General features: G+C 38.8%; 18 protein-coding genes. 11 read left to right on the top strand and 7 right to left on the bottom strand.

Translation table 11 applies throughout. The features are described 5' to 3' along the window. The first annotated feature begins 153 nt into the window (after positions 1-153). From Q8M41_RS04120 to Q8M41_RS04105, 4 genes are all read left to right on the top strand, one after another. Positions 154-2,193, top strand: a complete 2,040-nt coding sequence (locus Q8M41_RS04120) for a thioredoxin domain-containing protein (RefSeq protein WP_305363978.1) — start codon at positions 154-156, stop codon at positions 2,191-2,193. A 35-nt stretch (positions 2,194-2,228) separates the two neighbouring features. Next, positions 2,229-2,726 carry a peptidylprolyl isomerase gene (locus Q8M41_RS04115; protein ID WP_305363977.1) on the top strand — a complete coding sequence of 166 codons (498 nt, stop codon included), beginning with the start codon at positions 2,229-2,231 and terminating at the stop codon, positions 2,724-2,726. Positions 2,727-2,927: 201 nt separating this feature from the next. Then, entirely contained in the window at positions 2,928-3,848 is a 921-nt protein-coding gene (locus tag Q8M41_RS04110; RefSeq protein WP_305363976.1) for a PepSY-like domain-containing protein, read from the top strand. Positions 3,849-4,048: 200 nt separating this feature from the next. Then, on the top strand, positions 4,049-5,992 hold the full coding sequence (locus Q8M41_RS04105) for a beta-N-acetylhexosaminidase (RefSeq protein ID WP_370870436.1): 1,944 nt from the start codon (positions 4,049-4,051) through the stop codon (positions 5,990-5,992). Positions 5,993-6,046: 54 nt separating this feature from the next. Here the strand turns inward: Q8M41_RS04105 and Q8M41_RS04100 are convergent, their stop codons facing one another. Further along, on the bottom strand, positions 6,047-7,675 hold the full coding sequence (locus Q8M41_RS04100; RefSeq protein WP_305363974.1) for an ABC-F family ATP-binding cassette domain-containing protein: 1,629 nt from the start codon (positions 7,673-7,675) through the stop codon (positions 6,047-6,049). 99 nt (positions 7,676-7,774) lie between these two features. Between Q8M41_RS04100 and Q8M41_RS04095 the strand changes: the two genes are divergently transcribed. After that, the gene (locus Q8M41_RS04095) at positions 7,775-8,317 is read left to right on the top strand and encodes a hypothetical protein (RefSeq protein WP_305363973.1); all 543 of its coding nucleotides are present in this window, start codon (positions 7,775-7,777) and stop codon (positions 8,315-8,317) included. Positions 8,318-8,415: 98 nt separating this feature from the next. Further along, complete coding sequence (locus Q8M41_RS04090; RefSeq protein ID WP_305363972.1) at positions 8,416-8,868, top strand: 3-oxoacyl-ACP synthase; 453 nt, start codon at positions 8,416-8,418, stop codon at positions 8,866-8,868. Positions 8,869-8,875: 7 nt separating this feature from the next. On the opposite strand, the gene Q8M41_RS04085 is transcribed toward Q8M41_RS04090, so the two are convergent. The 3 genes from Q8M41_RS04085 to Q8M41_RS04075 all read right to left on the bottom strand — a co-directional run bounded on the left by Q8M41_RS04085 (position 8,876) and on the right by Q8M41_RS04075 (position 11,325). Then, a complete protein-coding gene (locus tag Q8M41_RS04085; protein WP_305363971.1) occupies positions 8,876-9,778 on the bottom strand; it encodes a S9 family peptidase in 903 nt (300 codons plus the stop codon). Positions 9,779-9,870: 92 nt separating this feature from the next. Further along, the gene (locus Q8M41_RS04080) at positions 9,871-10,383 is read right to left on the bottom strand and encodes a DUF2911 domain-containing protein (RefSeq protein ID WP_305363970.1); all 513 of its coding nucleotides are present in this window, start codon (positions 10,381-10,383) and stop codon (positions 9,871-9,873) included. Between the two features lie 57 nt (positions 10,384-10,440). Beyond that, positions 10,441-11,325: a polysaccharide deacetylase family protein gene (locus Q8M41_RS04075; RefSeq protein ID WP_305364008.1), complete on the bottom strand. Its 885-nt coding sequence runs from the start codon at positions 11,323-11,325 to the stop codon at positions 10,441-10,443. Positions 11,326-11,490: 165 nt separating this feature from the next. On the opposite strand from Q8M41_RS04075, the gene Q8M41_RS04070 reads away from it, so the two are divergent. Together Q8M41_RS04070 and Q8M41_RS04065 are read left to right on the top strand one after the other, a co-directional pair. Then, complete coding sequence (locus tag Q8M41_RS04070) at positions 11,491-12,792, top strand: DEAD/DEAH box helicase (RefSeq protein WP_305363969.1); 1,302 nt, start codon at positions 11,491-11,493, stop codon at positions 12,790-12,792. A gap of 23 nt (positions 12,793-12,815) precedes the next feature. Next, on the top strand, positions 12,816-13,022 hold the full coding sequence (locus tag Q8M41_RS04065; protein ID WP_305363968.1) for a DUF1456 family protein: 207 nt from the start codon (positions 12,816-12,818) through the stop codon (positions 13,020-13,022). A gap of 12 nt (positions 13,023-13,034) precedes the next feature. Here Q8M41_RS04065 and Q8M41_RS04060 read toward each other — a convergent pair whose 3' ends face one another. Beyond that, positions 13,035-13,913 (bottom strand): PIG-L deacetylase family protein, encoded by an 879-nt coding sequence (locus tag Q8M41_RS04060; RefSeq protein ID WP_305363967.1) that lies wholly within the window; start codon positions 13,911-13,913, stop codon positions 13,035-13,037. Between the two features lie 193 nt (positions 13,914-14,106). On the opposite strand from Q8M41_RS04060, the gene Q8M41_RS04055 reads away from it, so the two are divergent. The 3 genes from Q8M41_RS04055 (at position 14,107) to Q8M41_RS04045 (ending at position 16,845) form a co-directional block, all read left to right on the top strand. Next, on the top strand, positions 14,107-15,402 hold the full coding sequence (locus Q8M41_RS04055; RefSeq protein ID WP_305363966.1) for a DUF5690 family protein: 1,296 nt from the start codon (positions 14,107-14,109) through the stop codon (positions 15,400-15,402). 26 nt (positions 15,403-15,428) lie between these two features. Continuing rightward, a complete protein-coding gene (locus tag Q8M41_RS04050) occupies positions 15,429-16,511 on the top strand; it encodes a phosphotransferase enzyme family protein (RefSeq protein ID WP_305363965.1) in 1,083 nt (360 codons plus the stop codon). 145 nt (positions 16,512-16,656) lie between these two features. After that, positions 16,657-16,845, top strand: a complete 189-nt coding sequence (locus tag Q8M41_RS04045; RefSeq protein WP_305363964.1) for a cold-shock protein — start codon at positions 16,657-16,659, stop codon at positions 16,843-16,845. 88 nt (positions 16,846-16,933) lie between these two features. Here the strand turns inward: Q8M41_RS04045 and clpB are convergent, their stop codons facing one another. Together clpB and Q8M41_RS04035 are read right to left on the bottom strand one after the other, a co-directional pair. Next, positions 16,934-19,534: an ATP-dependent chaperone ClpB gene (clpB, locus tag Q8M41_RS04040; RefSeq protein WP_305363963.1), complete on the bottom strand. Its 2,601-nt coding sequence runs from the start codon at positions 19,532-19,534 to the stop codon at positions 16,934-16,936. Positions 19,535-19,739: 205 nt separating this feature from the next. Beyond that, positions 19,740-20,141, bottom strand: a complete 402-nt coding sequence (locus Q8M41_RS04035) for an SRPBCC family protein (protein ID WP_305363962.1) — start codon at positions 20,139-20,141, stop codon at positions 19,740-19,742. Between the last annotated feature and the right edge of the window lie 3 nt (positions 20,142-20,144).

The following is a 20,144-nucleotide window of genomic DNA, read 5'->3' as shown; positions in this document are numbered from 1 at the left end:
ACTGGGTGGTATTTCTTTAAAATTCGATAGCAGATGAATAAATCTGATATTTTGTCAGCCTAAATTGGAGTTTCAACATGAAGGGGTCATTAAATTTTATAGACCTCCTCAATTGATCATGCCTTTCTTATTTTTACCTAATTATTTTAGATTATGTCAAACAGATTAAAGAACCAAAGCTCTCCATATTTGCTGCAGCACGCAGAAAATCCTGTTGATTGGTATCCATGGGGTGATGAAGCCTTGGCAAAAGCGAGGACGGAGAACAAACTGATTCTTGTAAGTATAGGTTATTCGGCCTGTCATTGGTGCCATGTTATGGAACATGAAAGCTTTGAAGATTCAGAGGTTGCTGAAATTATGAACAGGCATTTTGTATGTATCAAGATCGATCGTGAGGTGCGCCCAGATATTGATCAGATTTATATGAGTGCAGTTCAGCTAATGACAGGAAGTGGAGGATGGCCACTTAATTGTTTTTGTCTTCCCGATCAAAGACCTGTATACGGCGGCACCTATTTCAGGAAAAATGACTGGAAAAGTTTATTACAGAATCTCGCCGATTTCTGGAGAGAAAAGCCTGATGAGGCTGTAGCGTATGCAGTCAGGTTAACGGAGGGAGTTAATCAGACGGAACAACTTGTTCCTGTTAAGGAGGATATTGTTTTTACCAGAAAGGATTTGGAGAACATTTTTATCCCCTGGAAGCGAACTTTCGATTTAATTGATGGGGGATATAATCGGGCTCCGAAGTTCCCATTGCCTAACAACTGGCAATTTATGCTGAGGTATGCACATTTAATGAAAGATGATGCAGCTCATGCAGCAGTAAGGATTACCCTTCAGAAAATGGCATTTGGGGGGATTTATGATCAGATAGGCGGAGGATTTGCCCGATATTCTGTTGATGGCAAATGGCATGTCCCACATTTTGAAAAAATGCTCTATGATAATGCACAGTTAATTTCACTTTATTCTGAAGCATATCAATACACCCCCGATCCGATTTACAGGGATATAGTTTATGAAAGTCTGAATTTTGTAGAGAGGGAATTAACGTCAGCTGAAAATGGGTTTTATTCGGCTCTGGATGCAGATAGTGAAGGTGTTGAAGGTAAGTTTTACACCTTTACCAAGGATGAGATAAAAGCCATTTTAAATAAAGATGAAGACCTGTTTTGCATTTATTATCAGATTACAGATGATGGCAACTGGGAGGAGGAAAGTACAAATATCCTGATGAGGAATATGGAAGATTCTGAACTGGCTTCCGAGATTGGAATAAGCCTGAAAGAACTAACAGATAATATTTCAGCATCAAAGAATAAATTACTTGCTGCCCGGGCAACTCGTATTCGTCCGGGACTTGATAACAAGATCCTTGCCTCCTGGAATGGTATGATGCTGAAAGCCTATACTGATGCCTACCGTGTTTTTGGAGAGCCTGAATTTCTTGAAAAGGCGAAATTAAGTGCTGCTTTTATTCAGAATAAACTTATGGCTGGTAATGAAATCAGGAGAGTATATCCTTCTGATAATTCCCTGGATGAATGGTCGGGGGCATTTCTGGATGATTATGCCTTTGTGATAGATGGTTTCATTGGCTTGTATGAAGCCAGCTTTGATGAAGGCTATCTGTATAAAGCAAAACAATTGACAGATTATACTATTTCAGATTTTTATGATACCGAAAGTGGTATGTTCTTTTATACACCGAACACAGGCGAACAACTTATTGCCAGAAAGCAGGAAATTATGGATAATGTGATTCCATCTTCCAATTCTGTAATGGCTAATAGCCTGTATAAGCTTGGCCATCTCTTTGACCAGCAGAACTACCTGGAAATTTCTTTGAAGATGTTGCGAAATGTTCATCCTCATATCAAATCATACGGTTCAGCCTATTCGAACTGGGCTATTCTTTTGTTAAATAATGTTTTTGGATTATATGAGATAGCAATTACCGGAACTGAGGCAGAGGAAAAGCGCAAGGAAATGGAAAAATATTACATTCCTAATAAAATACTTTTGGGAGGAACTTCAGGAACATTACCTTTGCTAGCGGACAGGCTGGCGGCAGAAACAAAAATTTATTTGTGCCGGAATAAAACTTGTCTCTTGCCTGTAACAGAGGCAATTGAAGCAATTAAACAAATCGATAACCCAAGTACAACGCCGGGGGGACAGAATTAAGAATCCCAAACCTGTTATTACTTAAAACTATTAAAATGACAATTCAATCAAACAGCGTTGTAGCGCTAACCTATGATCTTTACACAAAAGAAAATGAACAGGAAGTTTTTGTAGAAAAAGCCGATGAGCAAAACCCATTGGTTTTTTTATACGGAGTAGGAATGATGCTTCCAAAGTTCGAAGAAAATCTGGCAGGTTTGAACATTGGCGACCTGTATGATTTTCATCTTGTAGCTGAAGATGCTTACGGTTTAAAAGATGAAAATGCAATCACTGAGCTCCCTTTGGATATGTTTGGAGATATGGAAATGCCTGAGATCGGATCAGTTCTTCCATTACAGGATAACGAAGGTAACCAGTTCAGGGCGAAAGTAAATGAAGTCACCGAATCAGCTGTAGTTGTAGATCTGAACCACCCAATGGCTGGCCAGGATCTTCATTTTATCGGTAAGATCATTTCTGTTCGTGCTGCCACTGATGAAGAACTTGCACATGGCCATGCTCATGGCGCAGACGGACACGCAGGTCATTAATTCAATACATATATTATCGGAAGGGCATTGCCATTGGCAGTGCCCTTTTTTTATTTTAGATGATCAGGCCAATCAGGAAAAATTGAATTTTATTCTGGTTCAGGATAGCTCTGACAGTAATTTTCTATTTATTTTTCAAAATAATCAAAAATCATCTGTTCTTCATCTTGTATCTCTAGGTTTATATAAAAAAACACAGATATGAAAAGATACACACACATTAAAAGTGCCATGCTGGTAGTTAGTATGGCTATTTTGAGCCTTAGCTCATGCAAAAAAAATAATGCCCTTTCACTTGATGAAGAACTTCAGTTTGCAAAACTCGAAGCTATTACCATCAGCAGTACCACTGCAATCAAAGGTTCGGGAAGCACAACTGATTCCTTATATGCGATGGAGGCATGTAAAAAAGGAAATAAAAAAACTCCGGTTGAGCAAAGCTCACTTCCGGCATCAGTTACAACTTATTTAAGTGCAAATTATGCAGGTAATACCTTTCTGAAGGCTTACCAAATTGCAAATCAATCAACATCTGCCTTAGAAAGTTATGTAGTCCTTGTTCAATTTAATGATAAGCCTGTAGCAATAAAATTTGATGCCAGTGGGAACTTTGTAAAAGTGCTTGAAATACGAGAAGGACGAAACATGAAAGGCAGAGGTGGCTGGCATGCAGGTGGTTGTTTTGATAACAGGGATGGTAAGCAACGTGATACCCTTGCCATTAGTGCTATCCCAACAGCAGTTAAGACCTATATGTCTTCAACTTACCCTACTGATACCCTTGTTCATGCATTTGTAAATAAAGATCAAAGTATAGTTTTGATCAGTAAAAACGTTGATTTTTATGCTACCTCATTTTCAACAGCAAATGCATTTATAAAACGCATTCAATTGCCTGCAGCACATGCAAAGGGAAGATCAATAGAGGCTACAGCATTGCCTTCAAATACAACATCATACCTAAGCACTACCTATCCTAATTATGTATTCAAAAAAGCTTTCGAGCTGAAAATAAATGGAGCATTGAAAGGATATCTGGTTTTGATTGATGCTAACCTAACCAAATATGCAATTCATTTTGATGCTAACGGACAATTTGTAAGGGCTGTAACCATCCGATAAAATTCTCTTTTACACTTGCTTTTGAAGACCGTATCCTAACAGGGATGCGGTCTTTTTTATTTTGATAGGCGGCCTGTTTTCTGTAAAATAGATTCGGATTTCGAATCATTTTATAGGGTTCATTATTATTTACATAAATTGCCTTCCGGATAATTTAATCAGAAATAATTGGTTCTTTAACATATGAATAAGGTTTTCAAATGCTTATTCAATTAAAAAAGTATAATCTAATGAAGTTTACTATTCAATTTTTATTTTGTTTTTTCATTTCTGTTAAGACATTCAGCCAGGCTTTTAATCCGGAAATTTCGATAATTCCTAAGCCGGTCGAAATGCATAGGGGTACAGGTCATTTTAATTTACCCAGGAATGTAGTTATCTATTCAAGTCCTGCTCCTGAATTGGCGCAAACCATCAAATTCTTAAAGGAGCGGCTGACCTTACCCACTGGTTTTCATATATCCACTTCAGGAAGTCCTGAAAATGCTTCTGTTAAATTATTAATTAATTCGGTTGCCGATAATAAATTAGGATCTGAAGGTTATTATCTATCTGTAAGTTCTTCACATGTAACTATCAGAGCAAATCAACCTGCTGGATTATTTTATGGGGTACAAACTTTGCTGCAGCTCTTGCCAAAAGAAATAGAAAGCAAAACTCTTGTAAAGAATGTCCATTGGGTGATTCCTTCGGTTGAAATTACTGATTATCCAAAGCTTGGATGGCGGGGTTTAATGTTTGATGTTGCCAGACATTTTTTTACAAAGGATGAAGTTAAACAATACATTTTGGCAATGCCTCGATATAAGTATAATGTGCTTCATCTTCACCTAACAGATGATGAAGGATGGAGAATAGAAATCAAGGGTTTTCCAAAGCTTACAGAAATCGGAGCATGGAATGTAAAGCGGGTAGGGGAGTTTGGTGATTTTATCCCACCAAAAGCAGATGAACCCCGCGATTACGGTGGTTTTTATACACAGGATGATATCCGGGAGCTGGTGCAGTTTGCCAAAGATCGTTTCATAAATATACTGCCTGAAGTTGACGTTCCGGGTCATAGCCTTGCAGCTATTGCCTCATATCCTGAATTATCATGTACACCGGAAGCGATAAAATATAAAGTAAGATCTGGCGAGAAGATCATGGACTGGTCGAGGGGAGCGCCGCCAATAGCTTTATTAGATAATACGCTTTGCCCTGCCAATGAATTGGTTTACAGTTTTATGGATACTGTGATTACACAATTAGCAGAACTATTTCCCTTTGAGTATATACACCTTGGAGGTGATGAAGCGCCAATAAACTTCTGGCAAAAGAATGAGCAGATCAAGGCTCTGATGGCTCGTGAAGGCATTAAAGATATTAAACAGGTTCAGGGGTATTTTACGAAAAGGGTTGAACAGATTGTGGAATCGAAAGGTAAGAAAATGATGGCATGGGATGAGGTTTTGGAAGGAGGTGTAAGTCCGTCTACTGCAGTGATGAGCTGGCGTGGGATGAAATATGGAATAGAAGCAGCACAGAATCAACATCAGGTGGTCATGAGTCCTACAACCTACGCTTATCTTGATTATATGCAGTCTGATGAAATATCTGAACCCAGGGTTTATGCTTCATTACGCCTGAGTAAATCCTATGAATTCGAGCCTGTTCCTACGGGAGTTGATCCGCAATTTATTAAAGGTGGACAGGCTAATTTATGGACCGAGCAGGTTTACAATATCCGGCAGGCAGAATATATGACCTGGCCAAGAGGCTTTGCAATTGCAGAATCAGTATGGTCACCAAATCAGCAGAAAAACTGGCCTGATTTCTTTAGCAGGGTTGAGAAGCATTTTGGCCGCCTTGCTATCTCCGAAACCAAATATTCTCCTGCAGTCTATGATCCTATATTCAAGGCTGGTAAAACTGCAGATAATAGATTGACAATTGACTTGAGTACTGAAGTTGAAGGACTGGATATCTATTATTCATTTGATAATTCATTCCCTGACAGATTTTACCCAAAATACATGACTACATTGACCGCACCTATTGACGCCAAACAGTTGAAAGTAATTACTTACAAGGGTAAAGAACCTGTAGGGCGAATGCTTACAATGCCTATCGCTGAATTAAGGAAGCGAGCCAGATTGTATTAAATTAAAAAAGCCGGTGAATACTAATTCGCCAGCTTTTTTATGTGATTTTTAAAGCTAGACCAAAGAATACAGCTCTTCACGTTGTTGTTTAACAACATCACTGTTAATGTATTCATCATAAGTCATTAATTTATCAATGATTCCTCCCGGTGTTAACTCAATGATGCGGTTCGCAACAGTTTCTGTCAGCTCATGATCTCGTGAAGTGAATAAGATTACCCCTTTAAAGTCCTTCATTCCATTGTTCAGAGCAGTAATTGATTCCAGATCCAGGTGATTTGTTGGCTCATCGAATAACAAAAGATTAGCCTGTTGAAGCATCATTCTCGAAAACATACAGCGCATTTTCTCTCCACCCGAAAGAACAGAAGATTGTTTTAAAACTTCTTCACCCGAAAACAGCATTCGGCCTAAGAAACCTCTGATAAATTGTTCATCCTTGTCGGCTTCAGAATATTCACGCAGCCAGTCGACCAGGTTTGTATCCTTACCCTTAAAGTATGCTGAGTTATCATTCGGAATATCAGCAATATTAATAGTCACTCCCCATTTAAATGAACCCTTGTAATCTTTATCCCTTCCTGTTAAAACATCATAAAATGCAGTAGTTGCTAAGCTATTCTCAGATAGTACCGCGATTTTATCACCTTTATTTACCATCAGGTTGATGCCTGAGAACAGCACTTCGCCATTCAATTCCTTTTTTAGATTTTCAATCTGAAGGATCTGATCACCTGCTTCACGTCCCTGATGATTGAACAGAATTGCAGGGTATTTACGATTTGATGGTTTGATCTCATCGATATTGATTTTATCCAGCGCTTTCTTGCGACTGGTTGCCTGCTTGGATTTCGAGGCATTGGCACTGAAACGACGGATAAACTCCTGAAGTTCTTTTACTCTTTCCTCAGTTTTTTTATTCTGATCAGAGCGTTGTTTTAATGCTAACTGACTAGATTCATACCAGAACGAATAATTACCGGTATAGGTATTCATTTTACTGAAATCAATGTCGACAACATGAGTACAAACTGTATCTAAAAAGTGTCTGTCGTGAGATACAACGAGGATAATTCCTTCATAGGATGCCAGGAAATCTTCAAGCCAGGCAATGGTTTGTATGTCAAGGTCGTTCGTAGGCTCATCCAGTAAGAGAATGTCAGGTTTTCCAAACAATGCCTGGGCAAGAAGCACCCGCACCTTCTGGTTGCCATCGAGGTCTTTCAATAGATTATAATGGAATTCTTCTTTGATACCCAAATTGCTCAACATGGTTGCAGCATTATTCTCTGCATTCCATCCATCCATCTCCGCAAAGATATTTTCAAGTTCACCTGCCCGTTCACCATCTGCTTCTGAAAAATCTTCTTTGGCATACAATGAATCCTTCTCTTTCATGATACTGTACAGCTCTTTATGACCCATCATAACTGTCTCAATGACTGGAAACTCATCAAAAGCGTAGTGATTCTGGGTTAGAACAGCCATTCTTTCACCCGGGGTGAAGGAAACTGAGCCGCTGCTTGGGTCGATCTCCTTAGAAAGAATCTTGAGGAAAGTTGATTTGCCGGCACCATTGGCACCTATTATACCATAACAATTCCCGGGAGTAAACTTTAAATTTACTTCTTCAAAAAGAGTTCGTTTTCCGTAACGAAGTGAAAGATTAGATACTGTAATCATGTATTTAAAATAAACTGCAAAGGTACGGATTTAATGGTGTATTTTAATCATGAGCGAATGTTTGTATCAGACGAATGACTAATTCTTATTTTTTTGTGCATGGACAGGGATAAATTATTCAACAGACTTTCTAAAACCCTGAGCAAAGCGGATGCTGTTAAGATTGCCCTTGACCAAGCCTGTATGCCTGCTGATCTGATTAGTTTAAGTTTATATCCTCAGAATGAAATCGCCTTCAGGGCATCCTGGGTACTTGAACAGTTTCTTTATTTCAGATGGGCTGATCTTGTACCATACCTCCCTGATTTTATTACAAGTTATCTCATTCAGAAGAACCGCAGTTGTCAACGACATTATACCAAGATCATGATGTATCTGACTGATTCTACATCAGTAACAGAAACTCATTCTCTGATAACTGAATATCAGGAGCAGGTCATAGAGATTACTTTTGATTGGCTGATTGATCCGCGAACACCAGTCGCTGTGAAAGTTAATTGTATGGATATTTTACTTCAGTTTGGTAAAAAGCAGGCCTGGATCACTGACGAACTCCGTTCTCAGGTTCAATTCTTGCTAAAGAATGGTTCGGCTGCGGTTCAAAGTCGTGGGAAACGGATTTTGAAGAAATTGAAATCCTGATTCCATTCTGTTTAATTGCTATCAATTGTTCATAAATATCAGCCCAATTTAGCGTTAACATCTTCGCTAATCCTGAAAAATTATGCTTCTTTGCACAAATGATTGGGATAAAAGAAGAACTGTACAAAGAGTGCCTGAAGTATGTTCAGGATTGTATTGATACTGCTCAGCAGGCTATTAATGCTGCAATCGAATCATCCAATGATGATACAAAGAGCAGTGCCGGCGATAAGTATGAAACAGGGAGGGAGATGATGCAACAGGAAATCGACAGAAACCGGAAGCAACTTGAAGAAGCTAAAATGCAAAAGTTAAGCCTCGAGCAGATTGAACATCAAAAGCATTATGATATTGTTCAAACAGGAAGCCTGGTTATTACAAATTTTGGTAAATTTTATATTGCAATCAGCCGCGGACAGATGCATGTTGAGGGAGTCAACTATTTCGCAATTTCTGCAGCTTCGCCAATTGGGACAAAATTAATGCGGCAGAAGATAGGGCATGAGTTTGACTTTAATGGTAAGACTTTTAAAATAGAAGATATCCAATAAACAGGTTCTACTTAGCTTTTGGTTTATCTATCATCGTTTCATCAAACCAGTTAACAATTTCTTTAGCCAGTGCAATACGTTTGTTGGTAAAGGCATGGTCTGTGTTCCAGATCTTGTAGTCAAAATTTTTCCTCGGATTAAATTTTGAGAAATAGGTATTGTTCTGGTGTTCATCCAGAACCAATATTGCTTTGTTAGATTTGGAAACCTGAGTCTCAATATCATAAGAATCAAGTTTGGCCAGGATATCATCTAAAAATTTATTGGGTTCACAGTTAAGCATACCCAGGGTTAAGAGGTATTCTTTGAGTCCGATGAGATTACCTGCCGCACCTTCTCCTTGTAAAAGGGTATAAGGATTAAACACCGAAACTCCAACAATTGACTTAACCCTTGGATCTTTTAATCCAGCAAGCAGCGCTATTCCGGCTCCCATACTATGGCCTGCAAATGCTATTTTTGAGGTATCGACCCTTAAAGTTTCTGTGTTCACGCTATCGGTAAGAAAATCTACTACTGCGCTCGCATCGTCAATTGCATTCTGAAATCCGAATGTGCCCTTGCTGCCCCATGCTCCACTGTAATTAAAATAGATGGTATTATAACCCGCACGCCTTAAGTTCTGAGCAAGATCGTGACTTCGTTCATTACCTGGTAATCCATGCAGCAAAACCACCGTTGGATGAGGACCCTTTCCGTCGGCTGTGTAAGCAAAACCATACATGGTTGAGCCATCTGATTTCATTTGCAATTCAACCTGTCCGGCCGGATAAAATTCATCCGGTTTGAAATCATTTTGAAGATAATCGGTACTTCTCTTCTTTGAGTTTGTTTTATTGTCTGATTTACAGGAAGATAGGAGAGTGAGTGATACTAAACACAAAAAGGTAAACGAGTAAAGAATCTTCATAAGGGGCTTAGGGATAATCTCAAGCTAAATAAATGAACACAAAAAAGGGCTTAAGTTTAACAACTTAAGCCCTTGTAATATAAGAAACTTTTTTATCGAACTCTAAAAACTACTTTAGTGTTAGCCCACATCATGGAGACGTTTCCATTGTCAGCAATATCAAAAGTAAATACTTCTGTATTTTCTGAGGATTTTCCTGCCTTAACATTCACACGTAATGCGTCTTCACTGTCTTTATAAACAGTTCCCCATTGCTTCCAGGTCTTGTTGAAAATTATAGTCCATTCATCATCTCCCGGAATGGTATAAAGACCATATTTGCCAGCTGGTAAGGTTTTGCCTTCAATTTTTACATCCTTAGTTGTTTCGAACACGGTAGCCTCGTTTGCTCCTGTACGCCAAACTTTTCCAACAGGAGCAAGAGCTGTTAAAGCTCTTCCTTTTAAAGAGGGGCGACTGTAATCAACTGAAATTTCAGCGCCTGAAGCAATAGTTTTCGAAACTTTTGCAGGCGGACTTGGTCTTTTACTTTTATCCTGCTGAGCGGATGAACCAAGACTTAAAAATAGTCCTGTAACCAGGGTTAATAGAAATAGTTTTTTCATGATTTTTATCTTTTATAATCTATAAATATATCGATTAGGTTGATTTTAAATATAAAATTAAAAACTTTTTACAATGCTGTTATGAAGTGTACGGGTATTCCAGTATCCGCTAGCTATTATTCTTCTGATTGTAAATAGTGGATCATTTTCATCCCTTTTTTCTGCAAGAATGAATGCAGAGGTGAATCCCCTTTTCTTTAATTCAGGAATGGCTTCCTTATTCCACAAGCCGAAGGGATAAGCAAAATAGTTCACATCCTTACCTGTAATTTCTTTAAGCGTTTTAGTCGGCTTCTCAATCTGAGTTATCCAATCTTCACCCTGATATTTCTTTACATTCTGGTGGTCATAAGTATGTGAACCAATAACATGTCCGGCATCCGATAGTTCTTTTACCTGTGCTTTGCTCATATAATTTGGTTTACCTAAAGAAACAGTCATGATGAAAAACACGCCTTTAAAACCATATTTTTTCAATTCCGGGAGTGCGTTGGTGTACTGATCCAGTTTGGTATCATCAAAAGTCAACATGATTGGCTTCTTAGGCAATTTGGTACCATAAACCAGGTAGTTATAAAGCTGATCAGGTAAAATAGTCTGATAACCGCTATCAGCAAGCATTTTCATCTGCGATTTGAACTCTGCAATAGGTACAATATAATCTTTCCCCATTTTTCCGTCGGTTGAAACCCAATTTCTTATCTGGTGATAACAAAGAATGGGTACCTGAGGTCTGGCAAGAATCTCTGCTGCATTGGCCTTTTTACCTCCTTTTTGTTGTGTTTCTGCTTTTTCCGGCTCGTCCGAGCTGCTTTCCTCAACATTTTGAGTTGCTGAAGTACTATCAGCAGAGTCTGATGCGAGTGTTTTGGAATTTGATTGGCAGGAACTGAGGAAAATACTTAGTACAAGTACATAAAATGGGATTAATTTTTTGTTCATCATTTGAAAATAGATAGGCTTGAGTGTTTGATAAATTTATTCACGAAAATAGAGAAAAATAGGCTGATCCACAGAATTGGCTTTGAAATTTATATTGAAGAACTAAGTCCAAATGACTAAATCGATTGAGGATATTTGCATTACCTTTGCGTTTTGAAAAGCCAGATGACTGAAAAGGTATTAAAGAATTTAAAAATAGCATCCCTGAATGAGATGCAGCGTGTTGCTATAGATGCTGCAGCTAATAAGGATACGATTATTTTATCGCCTACAGGCTCCGGAAAAACTATTGCTTTCTTGATTCCTTTGTTAAAGCGCCTTGATGATTCAAAACAGGGGGTACAGGCAATGATTCTTGTTCCATCCAGAGAATTGGCTATGCAAATCGAACAGGTTTTTAAAGCTATGGTGACTGGCTTTAAGGTCAATTGTTTTTATGGCGGGCATCCGGTCAGGACGGAGAAGAACAATCTGACCCAGGCACCGGCTGTTTTGATTGGTACTCCCGGCCGGATAGCATACCATATCCGGCATGAGAATTTTAGTCCGGATGATATACATACACTGGTATTGGATGAATTTGATAAGGCACTGGAATTCGGTTTTGAAGATGATATGAGTTTTATTATCAGCCGTTTAAAGAACGTCAAAAGAAGAATATTGACCTCTGCAACAAAGATGGAGGGGATACCACTGTTTACCGGACTTGTGCACCCTCTTGAGGTTAATTTCTTGAAAGATACTAACAGCCTTCCTAACCTAAAAGTCAGATCAGTGATTTCTGAAGCTGCTGATAAATTGGAGACCTTATTTTCCCTGATATGCAAAATCAGGAATGGCTCAGCTTTGGTTTTTTGTAATCATAGGGAGGCGGTCGACAGGATTAGTGCTTTGCTTTGGGATATGGGCCTGGATCATGGGGTTTTTCATGGCGGGATGGAACAGGAGGATCGTGAAAAGGCCTTGTTAAAATTCAGAAATGGCAGTTACCGTTTGCTGATCACTACGGATCTGGCATCCAGAGGACTTGATATTCCTGAAATTGATTATGTGATACACTATCAACTGCCTCATAACGAAGAAGCCTTTCTGCATAGAAATGGGCGCACTGCAAGGATGCATTCAAGCGGGACGGCCTATGTAATTCTTACTGAGACCGAACGTCCATCTTTTCTTTCAGACGAAATAGAAGTAGAGGACTTACCTGAAAAGGATGTCACTCCGGCGAATACTGATTGGGCAACATTGTATCTTGGAGCAGGCAGAAAGGATAAAATTAATAAGATTGATATTGTTGGCCTTTTAATGAAAAAGGGTAAATTGGATAAGGATGAACTGGGTTTAATAGAGGTTCAGGACTTTTCATCCTATGCCGCTGTAAAGCGCAATAAAATTGATGTGGTGGTTAGACTGCTGAAAATGGAAAAGATTAAGAATAAAAAAATCAAAATTGAAGTTTCCAGATAATTGATATGAGTAATAATGACATTATGAAAAAGCTTCGGGTAGCACTAAAGCTAAACGATCAGGAAATTGTTGACATACTTAAATTGGTAGATTTCTCAATTACAAAAGCCGAATTAGGAGCGATTTTCCGAAATAAGGAGCATGAGAATTTTAAGCCTTGCGGCGACCAGATTCTGCGGAATTTTCTTAACGGATTGATTATTTACAAGCGTGGTCCGAAACCGGAGTAATACCGTATTAAGCTATTTTCCTAACATAGGAAACAATCTTTTTATGTCCTCGTCGCTTGGTCGGCTCCCATATTCACAAATTTCAAATGATTCGGCATAGCTTACCTCGCCTGCTTTTGCTGATCCATACCATTTTTCAAGACTGCTTTTAACAGCCGGATTGATGCCGCTTCCCCTTAATTTCTTTAACCATTCCAATCGTTCTGCTTTTCCTTTTGGAACCTGATCTTCATAGTTTCCAATCCATGGAAGCCACTCATAGAATTGCGACTGATGGGCATCCAGACTGTATACTTTTTTGTCAATTACGCTGCTAATATCTACTGCAATATCCGGTTGAAAGGGGTTCGGTTTCTTGAAATTATCCTGAAAATAAAGGAATACCGGGTTTTTGCTCAGGGGAGGGGTGTCAGGAGCAATATTGGGAACTCCAACCATAAATGCGGCATCCTGTACTAATATTCCGGTATAACGGTGGTCAGGATGATAGTCATTTGATCTGGGTGCAATAACCACATCTGCATTCCATTCTCTGATCCTTTTGATAACTTCCATACGAATGGCTAAAGTAGGAAGCAATTCTCCATCATGATTATCCAATACTTCATAAGTAACTCCTAATCTTCTTGAAACTTCTTTTGTTTCTTCCAATCGCCTCTGAGCGAGCATTCCACCGCCTTCTTTCATATGACCGGCATCCCCATTAGTGACCGATAGAAATTTAACCTTATGACCCATGGCTACAAAAAGAGCAGCAGTTCCGCCTGATTTGATGTCACAATCGTCGGGATGTGCTCCAATCATTATAATCTGTAGTGGTTTTTCCTGTGCAATCACAGAAGAAACAATAGGAAATAATAGAAATAACAGCTTTAAGAATCTTAGTTTCATGTTTTGGGGTATATATGCTAAATTGAAGTTATACAATTCATCCTGAATTGGAAATTTTTAATCATTTTAAGGGTGACCTGAATTCTGAAAAATATTTGCATTATCAGAAAATTCGATGATCTGATTTTTGCATTGTCAAAGGTTTTATTACCTTCCTGCCTTAATGAAATCCAATTGATAGCCCAGAAATTGAATGAGTTTATTTAAACCCGCACATATTAAGGGTAATTCCCTCCAGATAGGTTTGTATGCAGCCATTACTGTTTTTCTGACCTACACGATGGTTTTTGGGTTCCGGAAATCTTTTACTGTTGCTACTTTCGATGGGATGACAATTGCAGGTTATAGTTATAAAACTGTACTGGTGATCTCCCAGATGTTAGGTTATATGCTCGCAAAGTTCTATGGAATTAAGTATATATCTGAATTAAAACGACATGGCCGTGGAAGGATTATTCTCATTCTGACGCTTATTGCCTGGCTTAGTTGGTTGTTTTTTGCCCTGGTACCTGCTCCATACAATATTCTTTTTCTGTTCATTAATGGCTTTCCTTTAGGTATGTTATGGGGAGTTGTTTTCTCCTATGTTGAAGGTAGAAGGAGTACTGACTTTATTGGAGCTACGCTAGCAGTCAGCTTCATTTTTGCTTCCGGCTTTGTCAAAACTGTTGGGACCTGGTTAATGCTGACCTTTAATATTACAGAATTTTGGGTCCCTTTTTATACCGGATTAGTCTTTGCAGCTCCATTGTTGCTGTTTGTTTACCTCATTGAGAAAATTCCGGCACCAGATGATGAAGATATTGCTTACCGGATGAACAGGGTTCCGATGTTAGCTGCCGACCGGAAAAAGTTTGTAAGAATGTTTTTTCCAGGACTTGCAGCATGTATTCTGATCTATACCTTCGCAACTATTTTCAGGGATATGCGTGATAATTTCAGTGCAGAAATGTGGAAAGAAATGGGTTTTTTTGATAAACCAGATCTTTTTGCGAGGACTGAAACGCCAATAACTATAATTATTCTGGTGCTGATCGGAAGTATGGTGATGATTAAGGATAGTTTTAAAGCCTTTATGCTTTCCCATATTTTCATCGGTTTTGGTTTTGTATTGGCAGGAGTATGTTCCTTCCTTTTTATCACCGGGGCGATGGCACCGGTTTGGTGGATGACTCTCGTTGGACTTGGCTTGTATATGGTCTATATTCCGTTTAATTCCGTGTTTTTTGAACGTATGATAGCTAGTTTTAAACATACCGGGAACGTAGGTTTTCTGATCTATCTTGCTGATTCTTTCGGCTATGTTGGAAGTGTCGGGGTCATGCTTAGTAAAGAGATCTTCAAGGTTCAGCTTAATTGGGTAACCTTCTTTTCAAATAGTGTCATAGGGCTATCGGTAGCCGGACTAGCTCTGACAGTCTTTTCATTTATTTACTTTTACACAAAGTATAAGTCGCTGGTTTTAAATAAGCCATTTGCTGAATATTAACAAAGAAATATCGTTTTAAATCAAAAATGGATAAACAACTCATCGAACAAGTTCTTAATGAATACGGATTTCAGCCTGATCAGGTAAATTATAAGCCCTTTGGAACTGGTCACATAAATTCTACGTGGTTAGTTAGCATTCAGAATAGTTCAGAACAATACATATTGCAAAGTATCAACAGAAATGTATTTAAGGAGCCAGAATTTATTGCCGCCAATGTGAAGCTGGTATCAGATTATCTTAAAAAACATAATCCTGATTATCTTTTTGTGGGTGCTATTCCAACCCGGGATGGTAGCGAAATGGCATTCGTCGGGGATATCTACTGGAGGCTGACTGACTTCATTAAAAATTCGGTTTCATTCGATACCCTAAGCGATCCTGATCAGGCCTATGAAGCTGCCATGCAGTTTGGGAGGTTAAACAGATTACTCGCTGATTTTGATGCTTCTCAGTTGAAGGAAACTATTCCTGGTTTTCATGATCTTGGATTGCGCTACAGGCAATTTGCCGAAGCGCTCGAGAATACTACTGAATCATTAAAACAAAAGGCTGAACCTGAAATTCAGAAGGCCAAACATTATTCCTTTATTCTCGACTATTTTAATTCATTTAAAAATTCGCGTGATTTTCCCAACCGGGCGATGCATCATGATACCAAAATCAGTAACATGCTGTTCGACAAGGATACCATGAAGGGTATCTGTGTTATCGATCTGGATACACTGATGTCGGGAAAATTTATTTCGGACCTTGGGGATATGATGCGGACCTACCTGTGTGCCTTTTCAGAGAATGAACCGGATACTGATAAGATATTTATACGTATTGAATATTTTGAGGCTATTATTCAAGGTTATTTGCACGAAATGGGCTCTATTTTGACCGAAGTTGAAAAGGATTTGATCTTATTTTCCGGAAAGTACCTGATTTATATGCAGGCAATTAGGTTTTTAAGTGATTATTTGAATGGAAGTATTTATTATCCCATCTCTTACCCGGAGCAAAACCTCGATAGGACAAGAAACCAGTTTAAATTATTGGCTGAATTCTTTGAAAAGGAGAAAATATTGGTAGATATTGTTAATAAGTGTTTAAAAGAGAATTAAGACCGATATTTTTTGAGTGTTTTTATTCTGAACATGAAAAATTAAATTAGCTGAATTTAATTTTGTTTTTTATATATTTATTATTGCAAATAAATAAGTAATTTGCAATAACACTTAACAAATTAAACAACTAAACTATTCATTAATGGAAACCGGTACAGTAAAATTTTTCAACGAGTCCAAAGGATTCGGATTTATTACCCAAGAGGATGGCAAAGAAATTTTTGTTCACGTAAGCGGACTTAAACAGGATATAAGACAAAATGATAAAGTAGAGTTCGATGTTGAAGAAGGTAAAAAAGGCTTAAGCGCAGTTAATGTAAGACTTGCATAAACTTTTACTTGATTCTAAGCGGATATTACATCCTAACAAAAAGCCGTGCAGATTCAGATCTGCACGGCTTTTCTATTAAAATTCAGGCTCAGGCTTTATCTGCATTCAGAAATACAAAATGATTGTCAAATACATCCAGTTTGATTCTGCTGTCTTTATCTATCTTCCCCGAAAGGATATCTTTTGATAATTCATTCAATATTCTCTTCTGAATGACTCTTTTCAATGGACGTGCTCCAAATTGTGGGTCGTATCCCAATTGTGCCAGCCAGTCGAGTGCTTCTTCAGAAGCTTCAATTTCAATGCCCATTTCAGCTAATGTACTTTGTACCCCTTTGAACTGAAGCGTTACAATATCCCTGAGTTCATTCCTGTTAAGGGGGGTAAACATGATCAGTTCATCGATCCGGTTTAAAAACTCAGGTCTGATGGTTTGTTTTAAGAGTTCAAACAATTCAGTCTTTGTTTTGGCAATCACTTCATCCCTGTTTATTTCGTTTAGATCTTTAAAATTATCCTGAATCAGGTGAGATCCAATATTTGAGGTCATAATGATGATTGTGTTTTTGAAATCAACCAAACGGCCTTTATTATCCGTCAATCTTCCATCATCCAATACCTGCAATAAAATATTAAATACATCAGGATGCGCTTTTTCTATTTCATCAAGCAGAATCACAGAATAAGGTTTTCTTCTTACCGCTTCGGTTAGCTGACCACCTTCATCATATCCAACATATCCCGGAGGCGCACCAATCAGTCTCGAAACTGCATGGCGCTCCTGGTATTCACTCATATCAATCCGGATCATTGCATGCTCATCATTGAATAGATAATCTGCCAATGCTTTGGCAAGCTCGGTTTTTCCTACACCTGTGGTTCCCAGGAAAATGAACGAGCCAATTGGCTTCCTTTTATCCTGTAATCCGGCACGGGAGCGACGAATAGCGTCTGAAATAGCTTCAATAGCTTCATCCTGACCTGCAACACGTTTATGTAGCTCAGTTTCCATATGGAGCAGCTTTTCACGTTCACTCTGAATCATTTTGGTAACTGGTACACCTGTCCAGCGAGAAACAACTCCAGCTATATCTTCTGAGGTTACCTCTTCTTTCAGCATCCGGTTATCAACCTGAGTTTCGGCCAGTTGTTGCTTCAATTGCTCAACCTTGTCCTGGGCTTCCTTAATCTTACCATATCTCAATTCAGCTACCTTGCCGTAATCTCCGGCACGTTCGGCCTGGTCTGCTTCCAGTTTAAAGCTTTCTATCTGTTCTCCCTGATTATTGATCGCATCCACAAGGTCTTTTTCAGCCTTCCAGCGTGCCTTGAGCGAATCGCGTTCGCTTGAAAGGTTAGCGATATCTTCAGAAAGTTCTTTTACTTTTTTCTCGTCATTCTCTCTCTTAATGGCTTCACGTTCAATTTCCAACTGCATGATCTTGCGATCCAGTTCATCGACTGCTTCCGGCACCGAATCCATTTCTAAGCGTAGTTTTGAGGCAGCCTCGTCCATAAGGTCAATGGCCTTATCAGGCAGGAAGCGATCTGAAATATAGCGCTGCGATAATTCTACCGCGGCAATAATAGCTTCGTCTTTGATCCTTACCTTATGGTGAGTCTCATATCTTTCCTTTAAGCCTCTCAGGATAGAGATTGCATCCTGAGTATTTGGTTCATCAACCATTACTTTTTGGAAGCGACGCTCTAATGCTTTGTCTTTCTCGAAGTATTTCTGGTATTCGTTCAGGGTAGTTGCTCCGATCGCACGTAATTCTCCGCGCGCCAGTGCCGGCTTAAGAATATTTGCAGCATCCATTGCACCTTCTCCACCTCCGGCACCTACCAGTGTATGGATTTCGTCAATGAAAAGGATAATTTCCCCATCACTCTGCGTTACTTCCTTGATTACTGCTTTCAAACGTTCTTCAAACTCACCTTTATATTTTGCTCCGGCAATCAGGGCACCCATATCTAAAGAGAAAACTGTCTTGGTTTTCAGATTTTCTGGAACATCTCCCTGTATAACTCTAAAAGCAATACCTTCTGCAATGGCAGTTTTACCCACACCCGGCTCTCCAATCAGTATCGGATTATTCTTTGTGCGTCGTGAAAGGATTTGAATAACCCTTCTGATCTCTTCATCACGTCCAATTACCGGATCAAGCTTGCCCGATTCAGCATATTCATTCAGATTGCGTGCATATTTATTCAAGGCATTATAAGTTGCCTCTGCATTCTGGTCGGTCACTCTTGTATTACCCCGAAGCTCCAGAATCACTTTCTTAAGATCTTTTTGGTTAACACCTGCATCCTTTAGAATTGAGCTAACCTTGTCGCCTGTTTCAAGCAATCCCAAAAGGACATGCTCTACAGAAACAAATTCATCTTTAAATTCTTTTAAATAAGAAACTGCTTTTTGCAGCGCTGAATTGGCACCTGAAGAAAGGTAAATCTCACTTCCACTGACTTTTGGAAAGCTTTGGATCTGAGCGTCAAGAACTTCAGAAATCCGGTTAATATTGACATTCAGTTTTTTCAGAAGGTAGCTGATCACATTCTCATCAACACTTAATAATCCTTTCAGTATGTGTGCAGTTTCTATAGCCTGCTGCTGATTGCCGCCTGCTATTTCTGAAGCTTTCTGAATTGCTTCCTGTGCTTTGATGGTGAAGTTGTTTAGGTTCATAGTATCAATATACTCTCAAATTGATTGCCATCTTGAGATACTCTTGGACAAACTGAAATTTTGTCAGTAAAATTTAAATAATACTGACTAAATGTCTGTAAATTAGCAATTTAACCTGATACATTGTCCTGGTGAAATGCAATCAGAAAGGCAGGATAAAGGGATCTGTTTTGCTAAACAGCATACCAGAAAAAATTAAACTTGTTTATTTTGAAAGAACAGCTTTAAGTTGAGCTGCTTCATGATCTACCAGTTTTTGAAGCGGACCGGAAACAATCATTTTCATCATCATATTCAGATCTGCAGAAATAGTGTATATGGCTTCTGTTTTTCCATCCCCAAGATCATTGAGGGTCCATTTTAATTCCAGCTCGAACGGTGCAGCTTCTGATGGTTTGACGATAATTTCTTTGTCTTTTGTAATGGAGGAAACCTTTAAAGCCAGTTTAGCCATATTTTGTATGGTGAATCGGGCTTCATCTTTTGTAGACGACCAGTTGTAAATATTCTCAGGCATCAGCTGCTGATGATTGTTCAGGTCGGCAAGGAAGTCGAATACTTCAGTAAGCAGCCTGTCAATAGATACTGTACTTTCAATGTTCGTCATACG

The organism is Daejeonella sp., assembly GCF_030684675.1.
Classification (GTDB): Bacteria; Bacteroidota; Bacteroidia; order Sphingobacteriales; family Sphingobacteriaceae; genus Daejeonella.
Note: the sequence above shows the minus strand (reverse complement) of the source record. Positions and strands in the feature narration are given on the sequence as shown.